We start from the raw sequence: 19,741 nt of genomic DNA, 5'->3' as shown, positions 1-19,741 counted from the left end.
AGAGATGTGTATAAGAGACAGAATTAGTAGTTCGTGTCGCCGCGGGGCACGGCACGGCTTCGAATGGAGCCGACGGCACCGACTCCGAGCGGGGTTACAACAGCGCGTCGAGCCGGGTCAGGTGGAAGTCGACCGCCGCCGCCCCGGTTCGCTCGGGATAGCCGGGACGGGTGACGTCTCCCGTCGAATCGACCGCCGAGCGGACGACGGCGGCGACCCGATAGGCGCGTGGTACCGACGGGTGCGGCCGGACCGACTCGTAGCCCGCGCGGAACGCCCGGCGGAGCGGCGCGCCGTCTTCGACGTACCAGTCGGCGACGAGGTGTTCGACCTTGGCGACGGCGAGCCCCGGCGCGGCGGCCATCGGCTGGCCCCAGTCGAGGACGGCGGTCACGCGGCCGTCGGCGACGAGCGCGTTCCCGGGTCTGAAATCCCACGGATAGAGGTTCGACGGCGGGTTCGCGGGGAGTGACACGGCCGCGGCGACCTCTTCCAGCCGGCTTCGAACCCCGTCGAACGCCGGCGGGAGCGCCGCGATTCCTTCCCGGACGTAGGCGGAGAACCACGCCTCCCAGTCGGCGTCGGCGGCGCTCACGGCGTCGAATCCGCGGTCGGTCGGCGAGTCGGAAGCATCGCCGCCGTCGGCCCGCGGTCTCCCGGGAGCCGACCGTCCGAGTCGACCGTACCCTCCAAAAGAGAACGCTTCGTGAAGCTGACCGAGGCCGACGCCGAACGACCGTGCCACGCGGCGTTGTGTCGCCGAATCGAGCGAGACGAACCGCTCGTGGAGTTCGTCGCCGGCGGCGCGCGCGACGACGACGTACCCGAACCCGTCGACCGCGCCCGACGCGAGGACGCGGGGAACCGGAATCGTCGTGCGCTCGCGGACCGCCCGGGAGAGGGCGGCTTCGAGGGCCAACGCCGCGGCGTCGGCCGCCGTCTGGACGACAACCTCGCCGCCGTCGGCGAACGTCGCGACTGCGGTCCGCTTGTTGTTCCCGTTCGGAACGCGGGCCGTCGCCGCGAGGCGTCGCTCGGGGAACTCGCGGGCGAGCACGGTTGCGACGGGGTCCATAGAGCCACTCTAGGGGCGACGCGAACAAAGGTGCAGCGGACGGCTCCCGCGCGGCCGACCGCAGGGGGTCGTCACGGTCCGTCGTCGAGAATCGCCGAGAACTCAGAGAGCGACCGGAGGACGTACGCCGGGGCGTGCGACTCGGCGTCGGGACCGGCCACGTCAGCGACCTCGGTCTCGACCGGGCACCACGCGGCGTCGAGGCCGGCGCGGTGCGCACCGTCCACGTCGAACTCCAGCGAGTCGCCGACGTGGAGACTCGCGTCCGCCTCGGCGTCGAGGGCGTCGAGCGCTCGGTCGAACGGGTCGGGGTGAGGCTTTCGCCGCGGCATGTCGCCCGCAAAGACGACCGCGTCGAACGCGTCGGCGATGCCGAGCGCGTCGAGCTTGACGGACTGCCGTCGCTCGGGCCCGTTGGTGACGAGGCCGACCGACGCGTGGTCGCGGGCGGCGGCGAGCGCGGCCTCGGCACCCGGTCGGAACGAGACGGCCGAGTAGTCGACCGTCTCGACGAACCCGCGGGCCAGCGCTCGGACGTCGACCGCTTCGTGGTCGTGCTTCGCCGCGACGCGCTCGAAGCCGCCGGCGAGGTAGGCCTCGTGGTCGTCGTGGTTCGGCGGGCCGTCGAGGGCGGCCCAGAGGTCCGACGGCTCGCCGAAGCGGTCGATGCCGGCGGCGTCGAACGCGCCGGCGTAGATGGTCTCGCCGCTCTGGTCGTTCGTACAGAGCGTGTTGTCGAGGTCGAAGAGAATCGCGTCGAACGGTGCCACACTCTCCCTTGGTGCGGCGGCGATAAAACTTCGTCCACGATCGACGCCGTCCGCGGCGACGACGAACCGCGGCGGGACGGCGGAGGCAGACGACGGGGCGATGGTTCGCCGCTAGCGGGCCTCAGATGCCCTTCCCGAGCAGTTCGCGGGCGATGATGTTCTTCTGAATCTCCGTGGTCCCCTCGTAAATCTGCGTGATTTTCGCGTCGCGGTAGAGCCGTTCGACGTCGTGGTCGTTGACGAAGCCGGCCCCGCCGTGAATCTGGACGGCCTCGTCGGCCACGTCGGTGGCGACGTTCGAGGCGAACTCCTTGGCCATCGACGCGAGCGCGGTCAGTTGGTCCTCGTCGTTGTCGACGCTCCACGCCGACTTGTAGGTCAACTGCCGGGCGGCCTCGGTCGCGGTGTGCATCTCCGCGAGCTTGTGTTGAATGGCCTGAAAGTCGCCGATGGGCCGGCCGAACTGCTCGCGCTCTTTGGCGTAGTCGAGCGCCCGGTCGCAGGCCCCCTTTGCGATGCCGACCGCCTGCGCGGCCACCGCGGTCCGCGTCTCGTCGAAAAACTGCATGAGTTGGAGGAAACCCATTCCCTCGGTACCGACGAGGTTCTCCTCGGGCACGCGCACGTCGTCGAAGACGAGTTCGGCCGTGTCGCTGGCGCGGATACCCATCTTCCCCGTTATCTTGTCGGCGGAGAAGCCGTCGCGGTCGGCCTCGACGATGAGCTGTGAGAAGCCCGCGTAGCGGTCGTCCGCGTCGGGGTCGGTCTGGCACATGACGACGAAGTAGTCGCCGACGCTCCCGTTCGTTATCCACATCTTGGTGCCGTTTATCACCCACTCGTCGCCGTCCTTCTCGGCGCGGGTGCGAACCGAGGTCACGTCGGAACCCGCCTGCGGTTCGCTGATGGCCGCGCCCATGACGGACTCGCCCTCCGTAATCGGCGGCAGGAAGCGCTCTTTCTGGTCGTCGGTGCCGAAGCTGATGATGGCCTCCGCGCCGAACCCGGCGCTCGTGATGCAGAGCCCGATACCGGGGTCGACCGCGAACAGTTCCTCTGTCACGAGGGCGTTCTCCAGCGAGGAGTAGCCGACGCCGCCGTACTCGACGGGGAAGTGCGCCCCCGTCAGTCCCATCTCCGACGCCTTGCGGACGACCTCCGCGGGATACGTCTCCGCCTCGTCGTACTCGCCCGCAACCGGTGCGACCTCGTTTTCGGCGAACCGTCGGACCTCCTCGCGGATGGCCCGCTGTTCGTCTGAGAGCGAATAGTCCATGATTGTTAATCACATACATGGCCGATAACAGTTGTCACACAGCGGGAAACGTGTGGCGAGTTGATTCGACGGGCGTGGCGTCGGCCGCGACCGGGTCGCTCAGTCCGCGGCTTCGACGGTCGCGAGCGGGAGGTCGATGACGAAGACGCTTCCACGCGGTTCGTTGTCCTCGATATGCACGGTGCCGCCGAAGTTCGTGACGATGGTCTCGACGAGGTACAGTCCCGTTCCGGTGCCGGGGCTCTCTACCCCTTTCGCGCCCTTCCCGAAGACGACCGACTTCCGCTCGTCGGAGATGCCGGGGCCGTCGTCGGCGATGCGGACGGTGACGCGCCCGTCGTCCGCCGCCGCCGAGACGTCGACCGACGGCTCGTCGCGGTCGCTGTGGACGACCGCGTTCTTCAGGACGTTCACGAACACGGAGTCGAGCAGGTCGTTGGCGGAGACCGTCGCGGACGGGAGGTCGGCGACCGCGAACGTCGCGTTCGGGTGCCCCTCGCGAACGTCTTCGACGGCCTCTCGGAGCGTGGCCCCGACGTCGAGGTGACGACGGCGCTCGTCGTCGTTCGTCGCGCGCATCAACTGTCCGAGCACGTCGGTGAGGTCGACGGTGTTGAGCGCCCGCCGGAGCGCGGTCTCCAGCTGCGACCGCGCCTCGTCGGACAGCGGCTCGTGTTCGAGGACGATGTCGATGTACGCCGTCACGAGCTGCATGTCGTTTCGGATGTCGTGGCGGACGATGCGGTTCAGCACCTCCAGCTCGTCGTTTCTCGACTCCAAGGCGAGCTCGTAGTGCTTCCGGGGCGTCACGTCGCGGACCGAGACCACCCACCCGAGGGGGTCGCCGGCGCGGTCGAGCGGGATGCGCGTCAGTTCGACGTAGCGCTCGCCCTCGACGAGCACGTCGCACGACGAGTGCTCGCCGTCGAGGTCGCCGTAGTTCGGGAGGGCCTCGCTCGCCGGACGACCGAGGAGGGGGTCGCCGGTTCCCAACAGCGGCCGGACGTGGTCGTTGACGTGGACGACGACCTCGTCGGCGTCGAGGACGACGAGGCCGTCAGCCGAGTGCGCGCCGGCGGTCGCGTAGGCGAGCGGGAGGATGTCGAGGAGCTTGTAGCGGTAGACGGCGATGCCGAACGTCACCGATGGGACCGCGAGCGAGGCGGGGATGAGGTTGACACCCCCGGCGAGCGGCGGGGTGTCGGTGAGTTCGAGCGCGGCGACGACCGACGGAACGAGCATCCCGACGATGAGGAGCGTCGCCTGCGTCCGGTAGGGGCGGTCGAGTTCGAGCGCGTACTGACCGATGATGCCGAGTCCGAGAAACAGCAGGACGAATCCGTAGACGAGGCCGAACACGCTCACCGGGCCGTCGGCGACGGAGAGGACGGTCACGCCGTCGACGGTCGACAGTTCCCAGCCGGTGTAACCCAGTTCCAGCGGGTTGACAAAGAGGACCGCGAGGAACACCGCGGGGACGACGTACAGCGACGCCACCACGTGGCGGTCGAGCAGCTCCCGGCGGTCGGTGTACGCGAGGGCGAAGACGAAGAACGTCGGCGCGGCCGCCATCGCCCCGACGTGGAGGAGCTTGTACGCGACCAGTTTCGCGTCGGGGTCGACGAGAAACAGCTTGACCGCCGTCGTCGCGGTCCAGAAGGCGACGGCGGCCGTCAGCACGGCGAACGAGACGACGGTCGGGTTCCGCCCGCGGCGGCGGACGAACTGGACCGCGTAGGCGGAGAGGACGCCGGCGACCACCGCCGCGAAGACCATCGGGTAGGCGTAGGCGGTGTGCTGCCAGTTCATCGAGCGCCTCGCTCGTCAGTCACGGTTCGAGTGGTGCCCTCGGAGGCGTCGTCTCGGAGATGGTGCCCGGCATCGTTGACTATGGACGGCGATACTCCGCCATCGGATAAAGAACTTCTCAGGGGAATCGCCGGACTGCGGGAGCGCTTCCGCTGGGGGCGGCGTCAGGCGTGCAGTTCCTCGTCGACGAGGTCGACCGCCCGCGAAATCGCGCCGACCGAGGTGAGATGGCCCGCTCCGACGGTGGCTTTCATCGCCTTCGCGGCCTTCCCGCGGAAGATGCTCGGGCCGACCTGTGCGACCGCGCCGTCGCCGACCGAGACGATCCAGCCGGGGACTTCGAACCGGTAGGGGTCGGGCCGCGGCGCGAAGTCGTTCCCGTCGCCGTCGAGTTCGAACTCGACCTGCGCCGCGACGTTGCGGGCGACGGTTTTCGCCTCCCGGAGGGCCGCGGAGGCGCTCGCGGGGACCGGCTCGCCGTCGGCGTCGACCGCGCGGGCCGCGTCGCCGACGACGAAGGTCCGCCGGTCGAGTCGGAGGTCGGCCCTGACGGGGGGTCGCTCGCCGCCCATCGCGTCGTCGCCGGCGATGCCGCCGGTCCAGACCAGCAGGTCGTAGTCGAGGTCGCCGGTGTCGGTCGCGACGGTCGCGTCCGTCACCGACTCGACGGTCGTCTCGGTTCGAATCTCGACGCCCCTGTCGAGGAGTTCGTCGCGGACCGCCCGCTGGAACGACTCGTCGAACGACGGCGCGACGGCGTCCAGTTGCTCCACGAGGACGATGTCGGCGTGCGCGCCCTCCTCGTCGCGGAGCGCGGCGAGTTCGCCCGCGACCTGCACGCCCGACAGCCCCGCGCCGCCGACGACGACGGTGCCGCCCTCGTCGCAGTCGTCGAAGAACCGCTTGCGGATGGTTTCGGCGTCGGCGACGCGCTTCAGCGGGACCGAGTTGGCTTCGAGGCCGGGGATGCCGTAGTAGGCGGTCTCAGCGCCCAGACAGACCGCGCAGTAGTCGTAGTCGAGCGCGTCGCCCTCGGCCAGTTCGACGGTCCGCGCGTCGCGGTCGACGCCCGTCACGCGGTCGACGACGACCTCGGCGCGGTCGAGCGCCTCGTCGAGGGGGACCTGAATCGCGTCGGCGACCGCCGGCCGTCGAATCGCGCGGTGGACTTCGTGTTGGACGAGGTGGTGCGGGGAGTCGTTCACCACGGTCAGGTCGGCGTCGACGGGGAGTCGGCGTTCGAGGTCGCGGGCGAGCGTGAGGCCCGCGTACCCGGCACCGAGAACCAGGACACGCATGGCTGTCTCGTCGGGCGCGAGCAAAAAGAGGGTGACGGCGGCCGCGGTACGCGGCGGTCGGCCGGACGCTCAGAACAGCGCCTCGGAGTCGTCGAGCACCTCGGCGGGGCCGCCGACGCCCCACACGTCGGTTTCGACGCCGCAGTCGGCGACGGCTTCCTCGACGCGGTCGACGTGTTCCTCGGTGGTGTTGACGTAGACGCTCGCGCCGGTGTCGGTCGAGAAGTAGACCGGCACGTCCTCTTCGTTCCGGAGCCTGCGGACGGCGTTGAAGACGGCGATGGTGCGCGGCTGCCAGTAGACCCAGCCGGCGGGGCCGGTCATCGTCGTCGCCGCGAGCGACAGCGAGTCGTGCTCGGCGAGTTCGAAGGCGGCGTCGAAGTCGGCGTCGTACAGCGCGTCGCGCATGTCGTCTATCTGGGCGTGGATGTGGGCCATCCGCGCCTGGAACATGTGGCTGTCGGCGGCCTCGGCGTGGGCCTGTTCGGTCTCCTTGTAGGCGGGGACGTGCGCGGCGACGATGCGCAGGTCGTCTTCGAGGTCGGTCTCGATGCGCTCGGAGCGACAGTCGGTGTCGTTCATCCCCGAGTAGAGGTGCGAGACCGCGCCCGTGACGGCGCGGGCGGCGGACGCCGACCCGCGGCGAGCGATGGTCGAGACTTCGGGATGCGTCATATCGAGGCCGGCCGCCTCGGCGAGCGCCATCGCGGCCGCGGCGAACCCGGACGCCGACGACCCGAACCCGATGTTCGAGGGGAAGGAGTTCTCGCTTTCGAGGCGGACGCGGTGGTCGAAGTCGGCCAGTTCGCGGACCCGGTCGACGACGGCTTGGATGCGCTCCGCGCCGCGGCCCTCGACTTCCTCGCCGCCGATGACGTAGGTGTCCTCGTCGGCGTCGGGGAGGAACTCGACGGTCGTCTTCGTGTGGCTCGGGGCCGTGCAGACGCTGATGCTGTCGTGGTACGGCATTCGGCGCTCCGTGTCTCGCATCCCGTGATACTTCACGAGGCCCTGAATCGGGTGGGCCTTGGCGGTGGCCTTCATGTTCGAACGCCCGTCGGACTCGGGGTTAAACGTCCCGATAGGTGTCGACACCGGCGGGTAACGAGTATAGTCGGTCGGAAATCGAGTGCGCGCCGGCGGGAGGGCCGGCGCGGGTCGGTCGCAACGGTGCGCAGGAAGGACGCACGTTCTCCCTCTCCAGCGGGAGGCGGTCGAGTTCGATGCAATCGGTCGCCGTTCGGTTACGTGGGTCGTCGTATCGTATTGGCTGTCTCGTGGTTGATTCGCTGGGTCCGCTTCGATTGGTTGGCTGGTTTGGTCGAGTTCGGTGCGGTCGGTTCGTTACGGTGCGGTCGGTTCGTTACGGTGCGGTCGGTTCGTTACGGTGCGGTCGGTTCGTTACGGTGCGGTCGGTNCGGTCGGTTCGTTACGGTGCGGTCGGTTCGTTACGGTGCGGTCGGTTCGTTACGGTGCGGTCGGTTCGTTACGGTGCGGTCGGTTCGTTGCTGTTCGGTCGGTCCGTTGCTGTTCGGTCGGTCCGTTACGGTTCGATTGGTTGGCTGGTCGTTCGAGTTCGATGCGTGTGGTTCGTTGCTGTTCGTCGTCGTGCGATTGGTTCTGCCCGGCTATTCTGTGGACTCGGATTCGTGTCCTCGCTCCCAGACGTTCGTAACGCTCTCCCCTGTCGGCGGTGTGTGGCTGACGTCTCGCATCGTCTCGTTCGGGCGGTCACTTGTGTTGCTCATGTGTTGCCTTGGTAGTTGCTACCACGATTCGTGGATAAAGATTTCGGCGATATTATATTACGACTTATTAGCATACTAGGAGATATGAGGGGCGAGTCGAACCGGACCCGAACGCGTGTGGAACGAACACCGGACGGGCGGCGACTGGCCGTCTCCCGGCGGATTTCGGCTCCCGCGGACGCGGCGTGGGGCGTGTTAGTGTCGGTCGCCGACTGGCCCGACTGGGGGCCGAGCGTGTCGGCCGTCCGCGGCGTCGACGGACGCATCGAGGCGGGAAGTCGCGGGGAGGTTCGCGTCGCCGGCGTCTGGGTCCCGTTCAGCATCGAGACGTGCGACGACGAGTCCCGTCGGTGGACGTGGCACGTGGCCGGGATTCCGGCGACGGGACACCGCGTGGAGTCGGTCGGGGCCGACCGCTGCGAGGTGGCGTTCGAAGTACCGGTGCTCGCGGGGCCGTACGCCGCGGTCTGTGCGCTCGCGCTGCGGAGAATCGAGCGGCTCGCAAAGCGGCGACCCACAGACGAGGCGAGCCGGGACCGAAGTGAGTGAGTGGGTGAGTGAGTCAGCGGGCCGAGGGTGTATCTCCACGCGACGGCTCAGAACGGACCGAACAGTACGACCGCCGCCGCGACCGCCGCGATGACCACGGCCGCGACGAGGAGTGCGAGCGCGCGACCGGAGCCAGCGTCTTCGGCGGCGTCCGCCTCGGCCGCGGCGCGGGCTTCCTCGGCGTCGATCTCGTCGACGATGTCCTCGAACTCCGGTTCGTGCGGCTCGTGATACTCGTCGATGATAGCCTCGTCGAGGTCGGCGTCTTCGAGCGCCTCCACGAGACCGGGGAGCGCCACGAGTTCGATGGGCCGTTCGACCTCCTCGGGGTCCACGACGAGGGCGCGGTCGCCGTCCTCGTCGGGTTCGTCGAGCTGTTCGTCGGCGGCGAACGCGAGCGCGAGCGTCTCCGCGGCCTGTTCCTCGTCGCCGGTCGTCAGGAGCGTTCCGTCGATGCCGCGGTCGTCGCAACGCTCGGCGAACGCCTCGACGCTCCGGGCGTCGAACGCGGCTTCGACGTCTATCCAGACGACCTCGGTCGGTTGTGGCTCCCCTTCGGGGGCCGCAAAGAGGAACGTCCGCCCGTCGCGGACGGTCCGTTTCGTCCGCTCCCCGCGGGCTGAGCGGACCCGCTCGACGACGGTCGCCGCGTCGTCGGTATCGAGAAACGAGAGCACACTCGACAACGACACGTCGCTCATTGTTCGGACAGACTTCGCATCCCGCGATAAACCTTCGCGCCCCATTATCAATCTGTGATAACGGGCGGGTCGTCGGCGCAGCCTCGTCGGGACGTTAGTCGGGGCGGACGAGTTCGAACCGGTCGTCGGTCGTCGCGTACTCGTTGCCCGCGAGTCGGCCGACCGCGTCGAGTTTCCTCGTGTCGAGTTTGCCGTCGGTCAACACCTCGTCGGCGACGTGCGCGTGGACGACCTCGCCGAGGACGAGCGTCGAGGAGCCGACCTCCACGCTGTCGTAGAGTGTGCACTCGAAGGCGACTTTAGCGTCGGCGACGCGGGGGGCGTCGACCCGGAGGGACTCGGCCTTCTCGATGCCGGCGTGTTCGAACTCGTCGACGCCGGGCGGGACCGTCGCGGCGGTCTCGTTCATCGCCTCGACGAGGTCTCGGGTGACGACGTTGACGACGAACTCGCCGCGGGAGATGGCGTTTCGCGGCGTGTCCTTCAGCGACGGGCCGCGGCCGACCGGCGCGAAGACGACGACCGGCGGGTCGACGCTGGCGACGGTGGAGAAACTGTACGGCGCGAGGTTGTCGGCGTCGTCGCCGCGGGTGCTCACCCACGCGATGGGACGAGGGACCACGGCCCCCGAGAGCAGGCGGTACGGGGAGCCGAACTCGTCGGGCGCACCGTCCATCAGCGACCCGCCTCCGCGGGCGGACGGGGTCGGCTATGCGGCGGGAGACGTGCGCGTGTCAAGCCCGGTATTGCGTCGGTCATGAATGGGTGAATGGATGTGTGGTGGGTTCGGACGCCGATGAATCTGTGGGGCGGTGGCGGGTCGAGAGTCTCGTCGTCGTCGCTTCGGAGCCGCCTCGGTGCGGTTAGAGCAGCGTCAGGCCGACGGCGTAGGACCACGTCGTCCCGCTGAGTGCGAGGAAGACGAGCGCGCCGCCGAGCATGACGACGTTCTTCAGGAAGCTTGTCATCTCGGACTCCTGTTGCTCCTCGGGAACCGCCCAGAAGTCGTGGAACACCGGCGTTCCGACGACAAGGAAGACGGCGACGGCACCGGCGGCGAGCGCGGGCAGGACGCCGAGGGCGATACCGAGACCGCCGAACACGAGCATCCCGCCGGAGACGACGACGCCGAGGCGGGCCGCCGGCAGGCCCTTCATCTCCGCGTAGCCGGTCATGTGGTCGAGGTTCAGGAAGTGGTTGAGTCCCATGAACGCGAGCACCGCGCCGAAGAGGACGCGCGCGAGGAGGAACGCGATGTCCGCGCCGGGAGAGGCGAACTGGAGCGCGACGCTCATCTCGGTACCTCCGTCGCGGCGGTGGTTCTGTGACGGTCCGTCGTCGGGGGTAGTACTATCATTACGTTACCTGGTACGAGACGGAACCGATATATGTGTTTGCTGACATACATATCACCGGGTAACCGTGCAGGTATCCGGTTACGCCGGCGTCACTCCAAGTCGGTAACGTCCACGAAGAGTTCGGACGTTCGGTGGTAGAATCGGCACACTCTGGACGAGTAAGTGAGAGAACGTTTCGTTCTCAACCAATATATGGTACGTATATGGTAGTATTGTTCGACCCTCGAAAGATATACCCCGCTTGGCAGTGCATATCAGTACGGGACGTGTCAACCATGATGAAAACAACCAGCGGAGAGTCTCATTTATGACCGAGACGTGGGATTCCGCGGGCTATATCGCGAGTTCTCGGTACCGACTGGACGTGTGTCGGTACCTCTCAGAGCACGGTTCGGGACTTCCGTCTCGAATCGCCGCGGAGACCGATCTCGCACAGCCGCACGTGTCTCGGGCGCTCTCCGAACTGCGGGAGCGGGGCATCGTCGAACTGTTGGTACCGGAGTCACAGCAGAAAGGGCGACTCTACGGACTGACGGACCTCGGCGAACTCGCCTACGAACGGGTCGCACTCGACCGGGAGGCGGACATCACCGTCGTCGACGACGGCGGGTTCCCCGCGCCCGAACTATCCTCGGATTTACAGAAAGCGTACGGGGGCGCGCTCCGAGCAATCGCGTGGTGTGAGCCGATTCAGACGCGGATTCGCTTCTTCGAGCAGTCGCTCATCGAACGCTACGACGAAGACACCGTCAAGACGCTCGTCGCGACGCTCACGAACGAGGAGGCCATCGACCAACCCCTCGAAGACCTGCCAATCGGAGGGCCGGAACTCGTCGCGTTCGCCATCGACGACGCGCTCATCGTCAGGGTGCCCCTCGAGGACGACGTGAAACTGCTCGTCTCGCTCGACGCGACTGTCGACGTGACGCTCAACGAACTCCGCGACTCCTGCCGGCAGATGACGGCTACGGCCCTCGACTCCTAACTCCGACGCTTTTGTCTCCCAGCCCCGTACTGCGAGCCGTGCCACAGCGATGCACCGTCGTCGGTGTCGACGGCTGTCGGTCGGGCTGGGTGTGCGCCGTCGCCGCCGACGGCCTCTCCGTGAGAGTCGTCTCTGACTTCGCCGCCGTCTGGGACCTCGCCCGCGAGCGTGACGCTGAGCGGGTGCTCGTGGACATCCCTATCGGTCTTCCCGAGTCCGACCGCCGCGCGTGCGACCGCGAGGCCCGCGAACTGCTCGGCGCTCGGGCCGCCACCGTCTTCTTCGCGCCCGTCCGGGCCGTCCTCGACGCCGACTCCCACGAGGCGGCAAGCGCGACGAACCGCGAACACACCGGGGCGGGACTCTCGATTCAGGCGTGGCACCTCGTGCCCAAAATCCGCGAGGTCGACGCCGCTCTTCGGGAGACACAGCGCGCCCGACAGCGCGTGTTCGAATCCCATCCCGAACTCGCGTTCGCCGCGTTCGCCGGCGAACCGCTCTCGGAATCGAAAGCGACAGCCGAGGGCCGCGCTCGCCGCCTCGACGTGCTCAAGACGGCGTTCGCCGGCGACGGGGTCGGCGACGACAGTTCGAATGCCGGCGCGACGGACGCGTCGAAGTTCGACGCCGAGCGCGCCTACCGCGAGACGCTGGCCCGGACGCTCCGACGCGACGTGGCTCGCGACGACGTGCTCGACGCGCTCGCGCTCGCGGCCGCGGCCCGGCGACCGCTCGGGACGCTCCCGAGCGACCCGCCGCGGGACGCCGCCGGACTGGAGATGGCGATTCGCGTCCCGACGGGGGCTCTCGGGACGAATACAGAAGTTTGACAATCACTAGCATCTATCCGTAAAATCTTGAAACACACGAGTATATAGTCAACAATAGTGTTGGGTATTCTTCGGGGAGAATATATTTATGCACGGTGTTCAATCGGATAGATGGCGCGGCCACTGTCGCCACCACAGAATACCCAGCCCAGCCCAATGCGTGATTCAGTGCCAGCACGCAGTCGGTCGCGCCTCCCGCTGCCTCTACGCGGGTTCGACGTCCCCGCCCCGGACTCGAACCCGACCGTTTCAACGCCCTGAGCGCCCGCTACGGTCGGCCTAACGCCCTGTTATCGCCCGAATTCGGCCCTGTGTCCCCGGCCCGAAGCTACATCTACAACCCATCCTAACCCCGCGTATGTACACCGGCAGGACGGACCGGCCCTGCTGTCTCTGCGACGACCCGAAGACGGTCGCCCGCATCGCGGTCCCCCCGCGAGCGGTGACGCTCATGGAGAACGCCGCCCCCATCGCGTGGCGCGACATCGTCGGCGACGTGACGCTCCAATTCTGCGAGAGCGACTGGGAACTCGTCACCGAGTTGGTCTTGGACCTCGGCATGCACCCTCTCTCTCGGTGCAACGTCGCCCGCGCGGACTTCAGTATCCGCGAGGACTTCGAGGCGCTCCTGAACAGCACCCGCGAGGAACCCGACCAGACCGAACAAGAAGACCGCATGCTCGCCGAGGCCCGCGCCGTCATCGACGACGCCGACGACCCGATGGTCGAAGTGCGCGACCTCGTGGAGGCCCACGTCGTGGTCCGCGCGATGGCCGAACTCGGCGTCGACAGACCCGCGTGAGTCGCGTTCGCTGAGCCTCCCGGAAGCGACGACTTCGATTTTCTCGCCCGGCTGACTGTCCCGAGCAGGGCGAATATCGTATTTCCCCGCAGAGGACGTATCAGCGACTAGTTGGGTCGGTCCGTCGCCGCCCCCGCGCCGATGTCCGCGGACCCGGACGCCGTCGGTGCCGCCCGCCGGGACCTCACGATGAAGAGTCACACCGCTATCTTGGTCGCCGTACTGCTCGTCCTCGCCGCGCTCCCGACACCCGTCGCCGGCCAGCAGGCCGAACCGAACAACGTCCCCGTCTTCCGCGCCTACGTGGTCGACCCGGTGGTCGAACCCGGCGTCGAGACGACGGTACGAGTGGTCTTCGCCAACGACCCGGTGGACACCGAAGACGTGGCCAAGCCCGCGGAGAACGTCCGCGTTAGGCTCTCCCCGCGAAACACCCCCTTCACCGTCAGGACCGGCGACCTGTTCGTCGGCACGATGAACGACAGCGACACCCGAGAGGTCGCCTTCCGGGTCGAGGCCCCCGAGAACGTCGCGGCCGGCGAGTACAAACTCCGCCTCGACGTGTTCTACGAGTTCGACAACGCCCACCGCCGCGTCTACCGCCTCGACGTGCCCATCAGAATCGAAGAGCGCGTGCGGTTCGCCGTCGTCGGCGCGGACTCGTCGGTCCCCGTCGGCGGGAGCGGCGCGGTCGCGTTGACCCTGCAGAACACGGGCGAACTCGACGCGCGGAACGCCGTCGTCGCGGTGACCGCCCAGTCGGCCGACGTGAGCTTCGACGGCGCGCAGACCGCGAGCAGTTTCGCCGCCGACTGGCCCGCCGGCGAGAATCGGACCTTCGTCTACGACACCGCGCTCGATTCCGAGGCGTCCGTCCGCGGCTACGTCCTCGGCGTCGCCGTCGCCTACGAGGACCCCGACGGCGCGCGCCGACAGTCCCCCGACCTCGCCGCCGGGTTCGTCCCCTCGCCCAAGCAGTCGTTCTCCGTCGCGGACGTGACGAGCACGCTCCGCGTCGGCGACGAGGGCCGAATCGAGGGCGTCGTCGTCAACGACGGAGCGACCCTCGCGCGCAACGCGGTCGTGACGCTCTCGCTCCCCGAGGGGAGCGCGACGGCGACCGAGACCGAGTTCGCCCTCGGCGACCTCGAACCCGGCGAGCGCGTCCCGTTCTCGTTCGACGTGGGAATCTCGGACGACGCGGACGCCGGCCCCCGGCAGTTCACCGCGACCGTCGCCTACCGCGACGCCGAGGGTGACCGGCGCACCGGCGACGACATCGACCTCCGGGTCGCCGTCGCCGCCGCGACCCCCGAGTTCGGCGTGACCGTCGACGAGGGCACCGTCGCGCCGGGTCGGAGCGGACAACTCCGCGTGACGGTCGTCAACGACCGCGACGAGACGCTCACCGACATCTCCGCGAAGATATACCTCGAAGACCCCCTGTCGTCTGCCGACTCCGAGGCGTTCGTGGACGAACTCGCGCCCGGCGAGTCGGCGACGCTCGTGTTCGACGTGTCGGCCGCCCGCGGCGCGCTGGAGAAGGACTACCCGGCCGAACTCGACTTCCGCTACGACGACGGCGCGGGCGAGACGACAATCTCGGACGCCTACCGCGTGCCCGTCCGCGTCGAGGCATCCGAAGACAGTGGCGGCCTCCCGTTCGGCCTCTCGGCCCCGCTCGTCGGTGCGGTCGTCCTCCTTGCGGCGGTCGGCGGCGCGGGCTTCCTCGTCGTCCGCCGGCGGGGGCGGCGCTGAGCCGTGGCCCGACTGGAGTTCCAGCGGTTCGTCGACTGGGTCGACCACCGCATCGTCAACCGCTCGCGGCGCGTCATCCTCGTCTTCCTCGTCGTCACGCTGGTGTTCGGGGCGGGACTGAGCGCCGTCTCGACCGAGGCGGGGACCGAGCAGTTCGCCGAGGAAGTACCGGAAGAGGAGGCGTTTTCGCGCGTCACCGAGGAGTTCTCACCGCGCTTCGAGGCTGGGACCGGTAGCACGCAGCTCATCCAGCGCGCACCGAACGTCCTGACGAGGCGCGAACTCCTGCGGATGCTGGAGGCCCAAAAGCGCCTCTCGGACCGCGACGACCTCCGCGTCGTCGGCACCGCCAGCGCCGCCTCGGTCGTCGCGGAGACGCTCGACCCCGACGCCGACGGCCTCGCCGAGCAGATTTCGGCGCTCGAACGCGCGACCGACAGCGAGGTCGCCGCCGCGGTCCGCGAGAACGCCGACAACGAGCGCTTTACCGGTCTCCTCGCCGACGACTTCAACCCGACCGCGGCGAGCGCCTCGGCGACGATTGCGGTCGTCACCCACTCGATTCCGCTGGCCGACGAGGCCGGTGCGGGACAGGGCGGCGACAGCCCGCTCACCCCGATTCAGCGGACCGCCGGGCGCGTCGTCGCCACCGTCGGCGGCGACATCTCCGTCTTCGGCTCGGGCGTCATCGCCGACGAGTTCGGGACCGTCATCGCCGACTCGCTCATCCTCGTCGTGCCCGCGGCCGTCGTCTTCATCCTCTTCTTCCTCGTCGTCGCCTACCGCGACCTCGTGGACCTGCTGTTGGGGACCGCCGCGCTCGGGATGGCCATCGTCTGGACGTTCGGCTTCCTCGGACTCGCGGGCATCCCGTTCAACCAGATTATGATCGCCGTGCCGCCGCTGCTCCTCGCGGTCGGCATCGACTTCGGCATCCACGCGGTCAACCGCTACCGCGAGGACCGCGCCGAGGGGCTTCCCGTCGGCGATGCGATGCGAAAGGCGACGGACCAGCTCCTCGTGGCGTTCTTCATCGTCACCGCGACCACCGTCATCGGCTTCCTCTCGAACCTCGTGAGCAACCTCACGCCGATTCGGGACTTCGGCGTCGTCGCGGCCATCGGCATCGTCTTCACCTTCCTCGTGTTCGGCGTGTTCCTCCCGGCGACGAAAGTCGAGGTGGACAGGCTCCGCGAGCGCTACCCGATTCCGACGTTCAGCCAGTCGCCGCTCGGCCGCGAGGGGAGTTCGCTCGGGAGGGTCCTCCGGCTCGGCGTCGCGCCCGCCCTCCGCGCCCCCGCTGTCGTCCTCGTCGTCGCGCTCGTCCTCTCGGGGTCTGCGATGTGGTACGCCACGGGCGTCGACACCGAGTTCGGACAGGAGGACTTCCTGCCGCCCGCGGAGGCCCCGGCGTACCTGAAATCCCTCCCCGAGCCCTTCGCGCCGAGCGACTACAGCGTCGTCGCCGACATCGAGTTCCTCGAAGAGCGCTTTTCGTCCTCCCAGAGCGGGGTCGTGACGGTGTACCTCGAGGGGCGACCGACCGACGACGCCTACCTCGAAACGCTCGACCGGGTCGCACAGGACCCGCCGGACACGTTCATCGTCGAGGACCGCCGGGCCGACTCGACGAGCGTCCTCACCGTCATCGACGCCGAGGCCCGGGAGAACCCCGAGTTCGCCGCGGTCGTCGCGCGACACGACCGCGACGGCGACGGCGTCCCCGACCGGAACCTCACCGAGGTGTACGACGCGCTGTTCGCCACCGACTCGGCCGCCCGCGCCGGAGAGTACCTCGCCGACGACTACCGGAGTTCGCGGGTCGACTACCGCGTCCGGGCCGACGCGGACGACGACGCGGTCGTCGCCGACGCCCACGAGGTCGCCGCGCGCTTCCGCGGTCCGAGCACGGCCACCGGCGCGGTCGTCGTCTTCTCGGCTATCTCGGACCTCATCCTCGACTCCGCGGTGCAGAGTCTCGCCATCTCGATGGCCGGCACCGGCGCGTTCCTCGTGTTCGTCTACTGGTGGCTCGAACGCCGCCCCTCGCTCGCGCTCGCCAACCTCGTGCCCATCCTCGTCGCGGTCACGTTCGTCGCCGGGACGATGCGACTCGCCGGCATCTCGTTCAACGCCTTCACCGCGACGGTGCTCGCGCTGACTATCGGCCTCGGCGTGGACTACTCGGTCCACGTCGTCCACCGCTTCGTCGACGAGCGCGCCGACCACGACCTCGAAACCGCGCTCGACCGGACGGTCCGCGGCACCGGCGGTGCGCTCGCGGGCAGCATGCTCACGACCGTCTTCGGCCTCGGCGTGCTCGTCCTCGCGGTGCTCTCGGTCCTCGGCCAGTTCGGCCTGCTCACCGCCGCGAGCATCGTCTACTCGTTCCTCGCGTCGATGCTCGTGTTGCCCTCGGCGCTGGTCCTCTGGGACCGGTTCAGCGGCAACGACCCGCTCGTTCCTCTCGGCGGCGTCGAACGCGAGTCCGGCGCGGCGGCGACCGCCGACTGAGATTCGCGTCCCCGCTCACGAACCTGCTCGTATTCGCGTTCCCACTTACGCGCCGCTCGTATTCGCGTACCTACTCACGCGCCGGTTCCCACGCCGAACAGCCGCGTCGACCCCCACGAGAGGACGACGATGCCGACGATGAACACCGCGAGCGCGGCCATCATCGGAAACGGGTCGAGCGACGGCCCGCCGAGGAACGGCCCGCGGACGATGAGAAACGAGGTGCCCATCGAGAGGCCGAGTCCGACGCTCGTGACGAGCGTGAAAAACAGTTTTGCGACGCCGATTCCCCGCGTGTCGTTCCGGAAGCGCATGGGGACACGTCCCCCGAACCCCGCTTGAACGATTTGGCCGTCTCGTTGATGTTATCGGGCGGTTGTCGGGTTCTCGGTCAGCGCTCGACGCGGAATCCCGTCTCGCCGTCCGGCTCCTCGTAGGTGACATCCACGTCCTCGACGGACGCCATCGGACTCCCCTCGTGGCACCACTCGACCATCGCCTCCACGTCGTCGCGGGGGCCCTCGAAGACGGCCTCGACGCGGCCGTCCGAGAGGTTCTTCACCCAGCCGTCGACGCCGCGGTCGCGGGCGGTGTCGCGGGTCGTCGCCCGGTAGTAGACGCCCTGTACGTGTCCCGAGACGTAGACGTGCGCGCGGGTTCGACCGTGCTCGCTCATGGCACCCGATTCGTCATCCGTCGTCAAAGGCGTGCTGCCTCTGGCGGTCGGTTCGGCGGTCCGTCCGACGCCGGAGTCGCCGTCTCCCCGCCCGTCGCCGCGACCGTACCGGCCGCCCCGTGCCCCCGACCCGCACGCATCCGGCGAACCGTCAGCATCTAAGTACGACCCCCACGACGCTGGACTATGGAACTCTTCGGCACCGCCGGTATCCGCGGGAGCGCGACGGAGCGAGTCACGCCGGAACTCGCCCTCAGCGTCGGCCGCGCCGCCGGCCTCGCCGCGCTCGAATCGGACGCGCCCGCCGAGTTCGTCGTCGGCCGCGACGGACGGACGACCGGGCAGGGCCTCGCCGCCGCCGTCGAGGCCGGTCTGCTCTCCGCCGGCGCGGACGTGACCCGCGTGGGCGTCGTCCCGACGCCGGCGCTCGCGTTCGCCTCGCGGGGTCGACGCGGCGTCATGCTCACCGCCTCGCACAACCCCCCGACGGACAACGGCATCAAGATGTTCGTCGACGGGCAGGAGTACGACCGCGACCTCGAACGCGACATCGAGACGCGGGTCGAGGCGGGTGCGTCCCCGACCGACTGGGACGACTGGGGTGCGACGGGGACGAGCGGCGTCCTCGACGCCTACCGAAGCGCTATCGTCGAGTTCGCCAGCCAGCACGGGGCGGACCTCGACGGCCTCAACGTCGCCGTCGACTGCGGCAACGGGATGTCCGCGCTCGGCACGCCGCAGGTCCTCCGCGACCTCGGCGCGCGCGTCGTCACGCTCAACGGGCAGATAGACGGCCACTTCCCCGGCCGCGAGTCGAAGCCGACGCCCGAGACGCTCGCGGACCTCATCGCCTTCGTCGCCGACGGCGACTTCGACTTCGGCATCGGCCACGACGGCGACGCCGACCGCATCGTCATCATCGACGGGAACGGCGAGGTCGTCCACGAGGACACCGTCATCGCCATCGTCGCCGAGCACTACGTCCGCGTCTCCGACGCCGACGACCCCGTCGTCGTCACGACGCCGAACGCCTCGGGCCGCATCGACGAGCGGGTCCGCGAGGCCGGCGGTCGGGTCGAGCGCGTCCGCCTCGGCGCGCTCCACGAGGGCATCGCCAGCGCCCGCGCCGGCGGCGGCGACGTGGTGTTCGCGGCCGAGCCGTGGAAGCACATCCACCCGTCGCTCGGCGGCTGGATAGACGGCGTCGCGTCGGCGGCGCTCGTGGCCCGCCTCGCGGCGGAGTCCGGCATGGCCGGCCTGCGCGAACCGGTCACGGAGCGCCCGTACCGCAAGGTGAGCGTCCCGTGTCCCGACGAGAAGAAGCGGGCGGCGATGGCGGCGCTCGAAACCTCGCTTCCCGACGCGATGGGCCCCGAGTCGGTCGACACCGAGTACGGCGTCCGACTGGAGTTCGCCGACGCGTCGTGGACGCTGGTCCGCCCGTCCGGCACGGAACCCTACATCCGCGTGTACGCGGAGGCCGACGACGTGGACCACCTCGTCGACGAGGTGACGGGCGTCGTCGAGGGCGAAATCGAGGACGCCTGAGCGGGGCTCCGGGGGAATCGGTCCGGACGCGCGACCCGGCGAGG

The 19,741-nt window shown here is 68.9% G+C and carries 18 protein-coding genes; 7 read left to right on the top strand and 11 right to left on the bottom strand.

From position 1 onward, the window contains the following. Positions 1-94 precede the first annotated feature (94 nt). The 6 genes from C457_RS07245 to mvaD all read right to left on the bottom strand — a co-directional run bounded on the left by C457_RS07245 (position 95) and on the right by mvaD (position 7,272). Positions 95-1,075, bottom strand: coding sequence for a phosphotransferase family protein (locus C457_RS07245; protein WP_008093249.1), 981 nt, complete (start codon positions 1,073-1,075; stop codon positions 95-97). Between the two features lie 71 nt (positions 1,076-1,146). Next, complete coding sequence (locus tag C457_RS07240) at positions 1,147-1,845, bottom strand: HAD family hydrolase (protein ID WP_008093246.1); 699 nt, start codon at positions 1,843-1,845, stop codon at positions 1,147-1,149. Between the two features lie 121 nt (positions 1,846-1,966). Next, positions 1,967-3,121, bottom strand: coding sequence for an acyl-CoA dehydrogenase family protein (locus C457_RS07235; protein WP_008093245.1), 1,155 nt, complete (start codon positions 3,119-3,121; stop codon positions 1,967-1,969). A gap of 99 nt (positions 3,122-3,220) precedes the next feature. Continuing rightward, positions 3,221-4,930: a histidine kinase N-terminal 7TM domain-containing protein gene (locus C457_RS07230; protein ID WP_008093243.1), complete on the bottom strand. Its 1,710-nt coding sequence runs from the start codon at positions 4,928-4,930 to the stop codon at positions 3,221-3,223. Positions 4,931-5,094: 164 nt separating this feature from the next. After that, positions 5,095-6,228: an NAD(P)/FAD-dependent oxidoreductase gene (locus C457_RS07225; protein ID WP_008093242.1), complete on the bottom strand. Its 1,134-nt coding sequence runs from the start codon at positions 6,226-6,228 to the stop codon at positions 5,095-5,097. A 69-nt stretch (positions 6,229-6,297) separates the two neighbouring features. Continuing rightward, positions 6,298-7,272, bottom strand: a complete 975-nt coding sequence (gene mvaD, locus C457_RS07220; RefSeq protein WP_008093241.1) for a phosphomevalonate decarboxylase MvaD — start codon at positions 7,270-7,272, stop codon at positions 6,298-6,300. 788 nt (positions 7,273-8,060) lie between these two features. On the opposite strand from mvaD, the gene C457_RS07215 reads away from it, so the two are divergent. Further along, complete coding sequence (locus C457_RS07215; RefSeq protein WP_233517275.1) at positions 8,061-8,525, top strand: SRPBCC family protein; 465 nt, start codon at positions 8,061-8,063, stop codon at positions 8,523-8,525. 47 nt (positions 8,526-8,572) lie between these two features. On the opposite strand, the gene C457_RS07210 is transcribed toward C457_RS07215, so the two are convergent. From C457_RS07210 to C457_RS07200, 3 genes are all read right to left on the bottom strand, one after another. Next, positions 8,573-9,226 carry a hypothetical protein gene (locus C457_RS07210; RefSeq protein ID WP_008093239.1) on the bottom strand — a complete coding sequence of 218 codons (654 nt, stop codon included), beginning with the start codon at positions 9,224-9,226 and terminating at the stop codon, positions 8,573-8,575. Positions 9,227-9,320: 94 nt separating this feature from the next. After that, positions 9,321-9,902, bottom strand: coding sequence for a flavin reductase family protein (locus tag C457_RS07205; protein ID WP_008093238.1), 582 nt, complete (start codon positions 9,900-9,902; stop codon positions 9,321-9,323). A gap of 187 nt (positions 9,903-10,089) precedes the next feature. Next, positions 10,090-10,521 carry a DoxX family protein gene (locus tag C457_RS07200; RefSeq protein WP_008093237.1) on the bottom strand — a complete coding sequence of 144 codons (432 nt, stop codon included), beginning with the start codon at positions 10,519-10,521 and terminating at the stop codon, positions 10,090-10,092. A 370-nt stretch (positions 10,522-10,891) separates the two neighbouring features. Between C457_RS07200 and C457_RS07195 the strand changes: the two genes are divergently transcribed. The 5 genes from C457_RS07195 (at position 10,892) to C457_RS07175 (ending at position 17,473) form a co-directional block, all read left to right on the top strand. Beyond that, the gene (locus C457_RS07195; protein WP_008093236.1) at positions 10,892-11,569 is read left to right on the top strand and encodes a winged helix-turn-helix domain-containing protein; all 678 of its coding nucleotides are present in this window, start codon (positions 10,892-10,894) and stop codon (positions 11,567-11,569) included. Between the two features lie 38 nt (positions 11,570-11,607). Further along, the gene (locus C457_RS07190) at positions 11,608-12,399 is read left to right on the top strand and encodes a DUF429 domain-containing protein (RefSeq protein WP_049913426.1); all 792 of its coding nucleotides are present in this window, start codon (positions 11,608-11,610) and stop codon (positions 12,397-12,399) included. A gap of 358 nt (positions 12,400-12,757) precedes the next feature. Next, positions 12,758-13,201, top strand: a complete 444-nt coding sequence (locus C457_RS07185; protein ID WP_008093234.1) for a hypothetical protein — start codon at positions 12,758-12,760, stop codon at positions 13,199-13,201. 111 nt (positions 13,202-13,312) lie between these two features. Beyond that, positions 13,313-14,959 (top strand): COG1361 S-layer family protein, encoded by a 1,647-nt coding sequence (locus C457_RS07180; protein ID WP_008093233.1) that lies wholly within the window; start codon positions 13,313-13,315, stop codon positions 14,957-14,959. A gap of 3 nt (positions 14,960-14,962) precedes the next feature. Continuing rightward, positions 14,963-17,473 (top strand): efflux RND transporter permease subunit, encoded by a 2,511-nt coding sequence (locus tag C457_RS07175; protein WP_008093231.1) that lies wholly within the window; start codon positions 14,963-14,965, stop codon positions 17,471-17,473. Positions 17,474-17,547: 74 nt separating this feature from the next. Here the strand turns inward: C457_RS07175 and C457_RS07170 are convergent, their stop codons facing one another. Together C457_RS07170 and C457_RS07165 are read right to left on the bottom strand one after the other, a co-directional pair. Continuing rightward, positions 17,548-17,787: a hypothetical protein gene (locus C457_RS07170; RefSeq protein WP_004977111.1), complete on the bottom strand. Its 240-nt coding sequence runs from the start codon at positions 17,785-17,787 to the stop codon at positions 17,548-17,550. 77 nt (positions 17,788-17,864) lie between these two features. Further along, positions 17,865-18,149, bottom strand: coding sequence for an acylphosphatase (locus tag C457_RS07165; RefSeq protein ID WP_004977112.1), 285 nt, complete (start codon positions 18,147-18,149; stop codon positions 17,865-17,867). A gap of 186 nt (positions 18,150-18,335) precedes the next feature. Between C457_RS07165 and C457_RS07160 the strand changes: the two genes are divergently transcribed. Then, positions 18,336-19,697, top strand: a complete 1,362-nt coding sequence (locus tag C457_RS07160) for a phosphopentomutase/phosphoglucosamine mutase (protein WP_008093227.1) — start codon at positions 18,336-18,338, stop codon at positions 19,695-19,697. Positions 19,698-19,741 lie beyond the last annotated feature (44 nt).

The organism is Haloferax prahovense DSM 18310 (assembly GCF_000336815.1).
Taxonomy (GTDB): domain Archaea; phylum Halobacteriota; class Halobacteria; order Halobacteriales; family Haloferacaceae; genus Haloferax; species Haloferax prahovense.
Note: the sequence above shows the minus strand (reverse complement) of the source record. Positions and strands in the feature narration are given on the sequence as shown.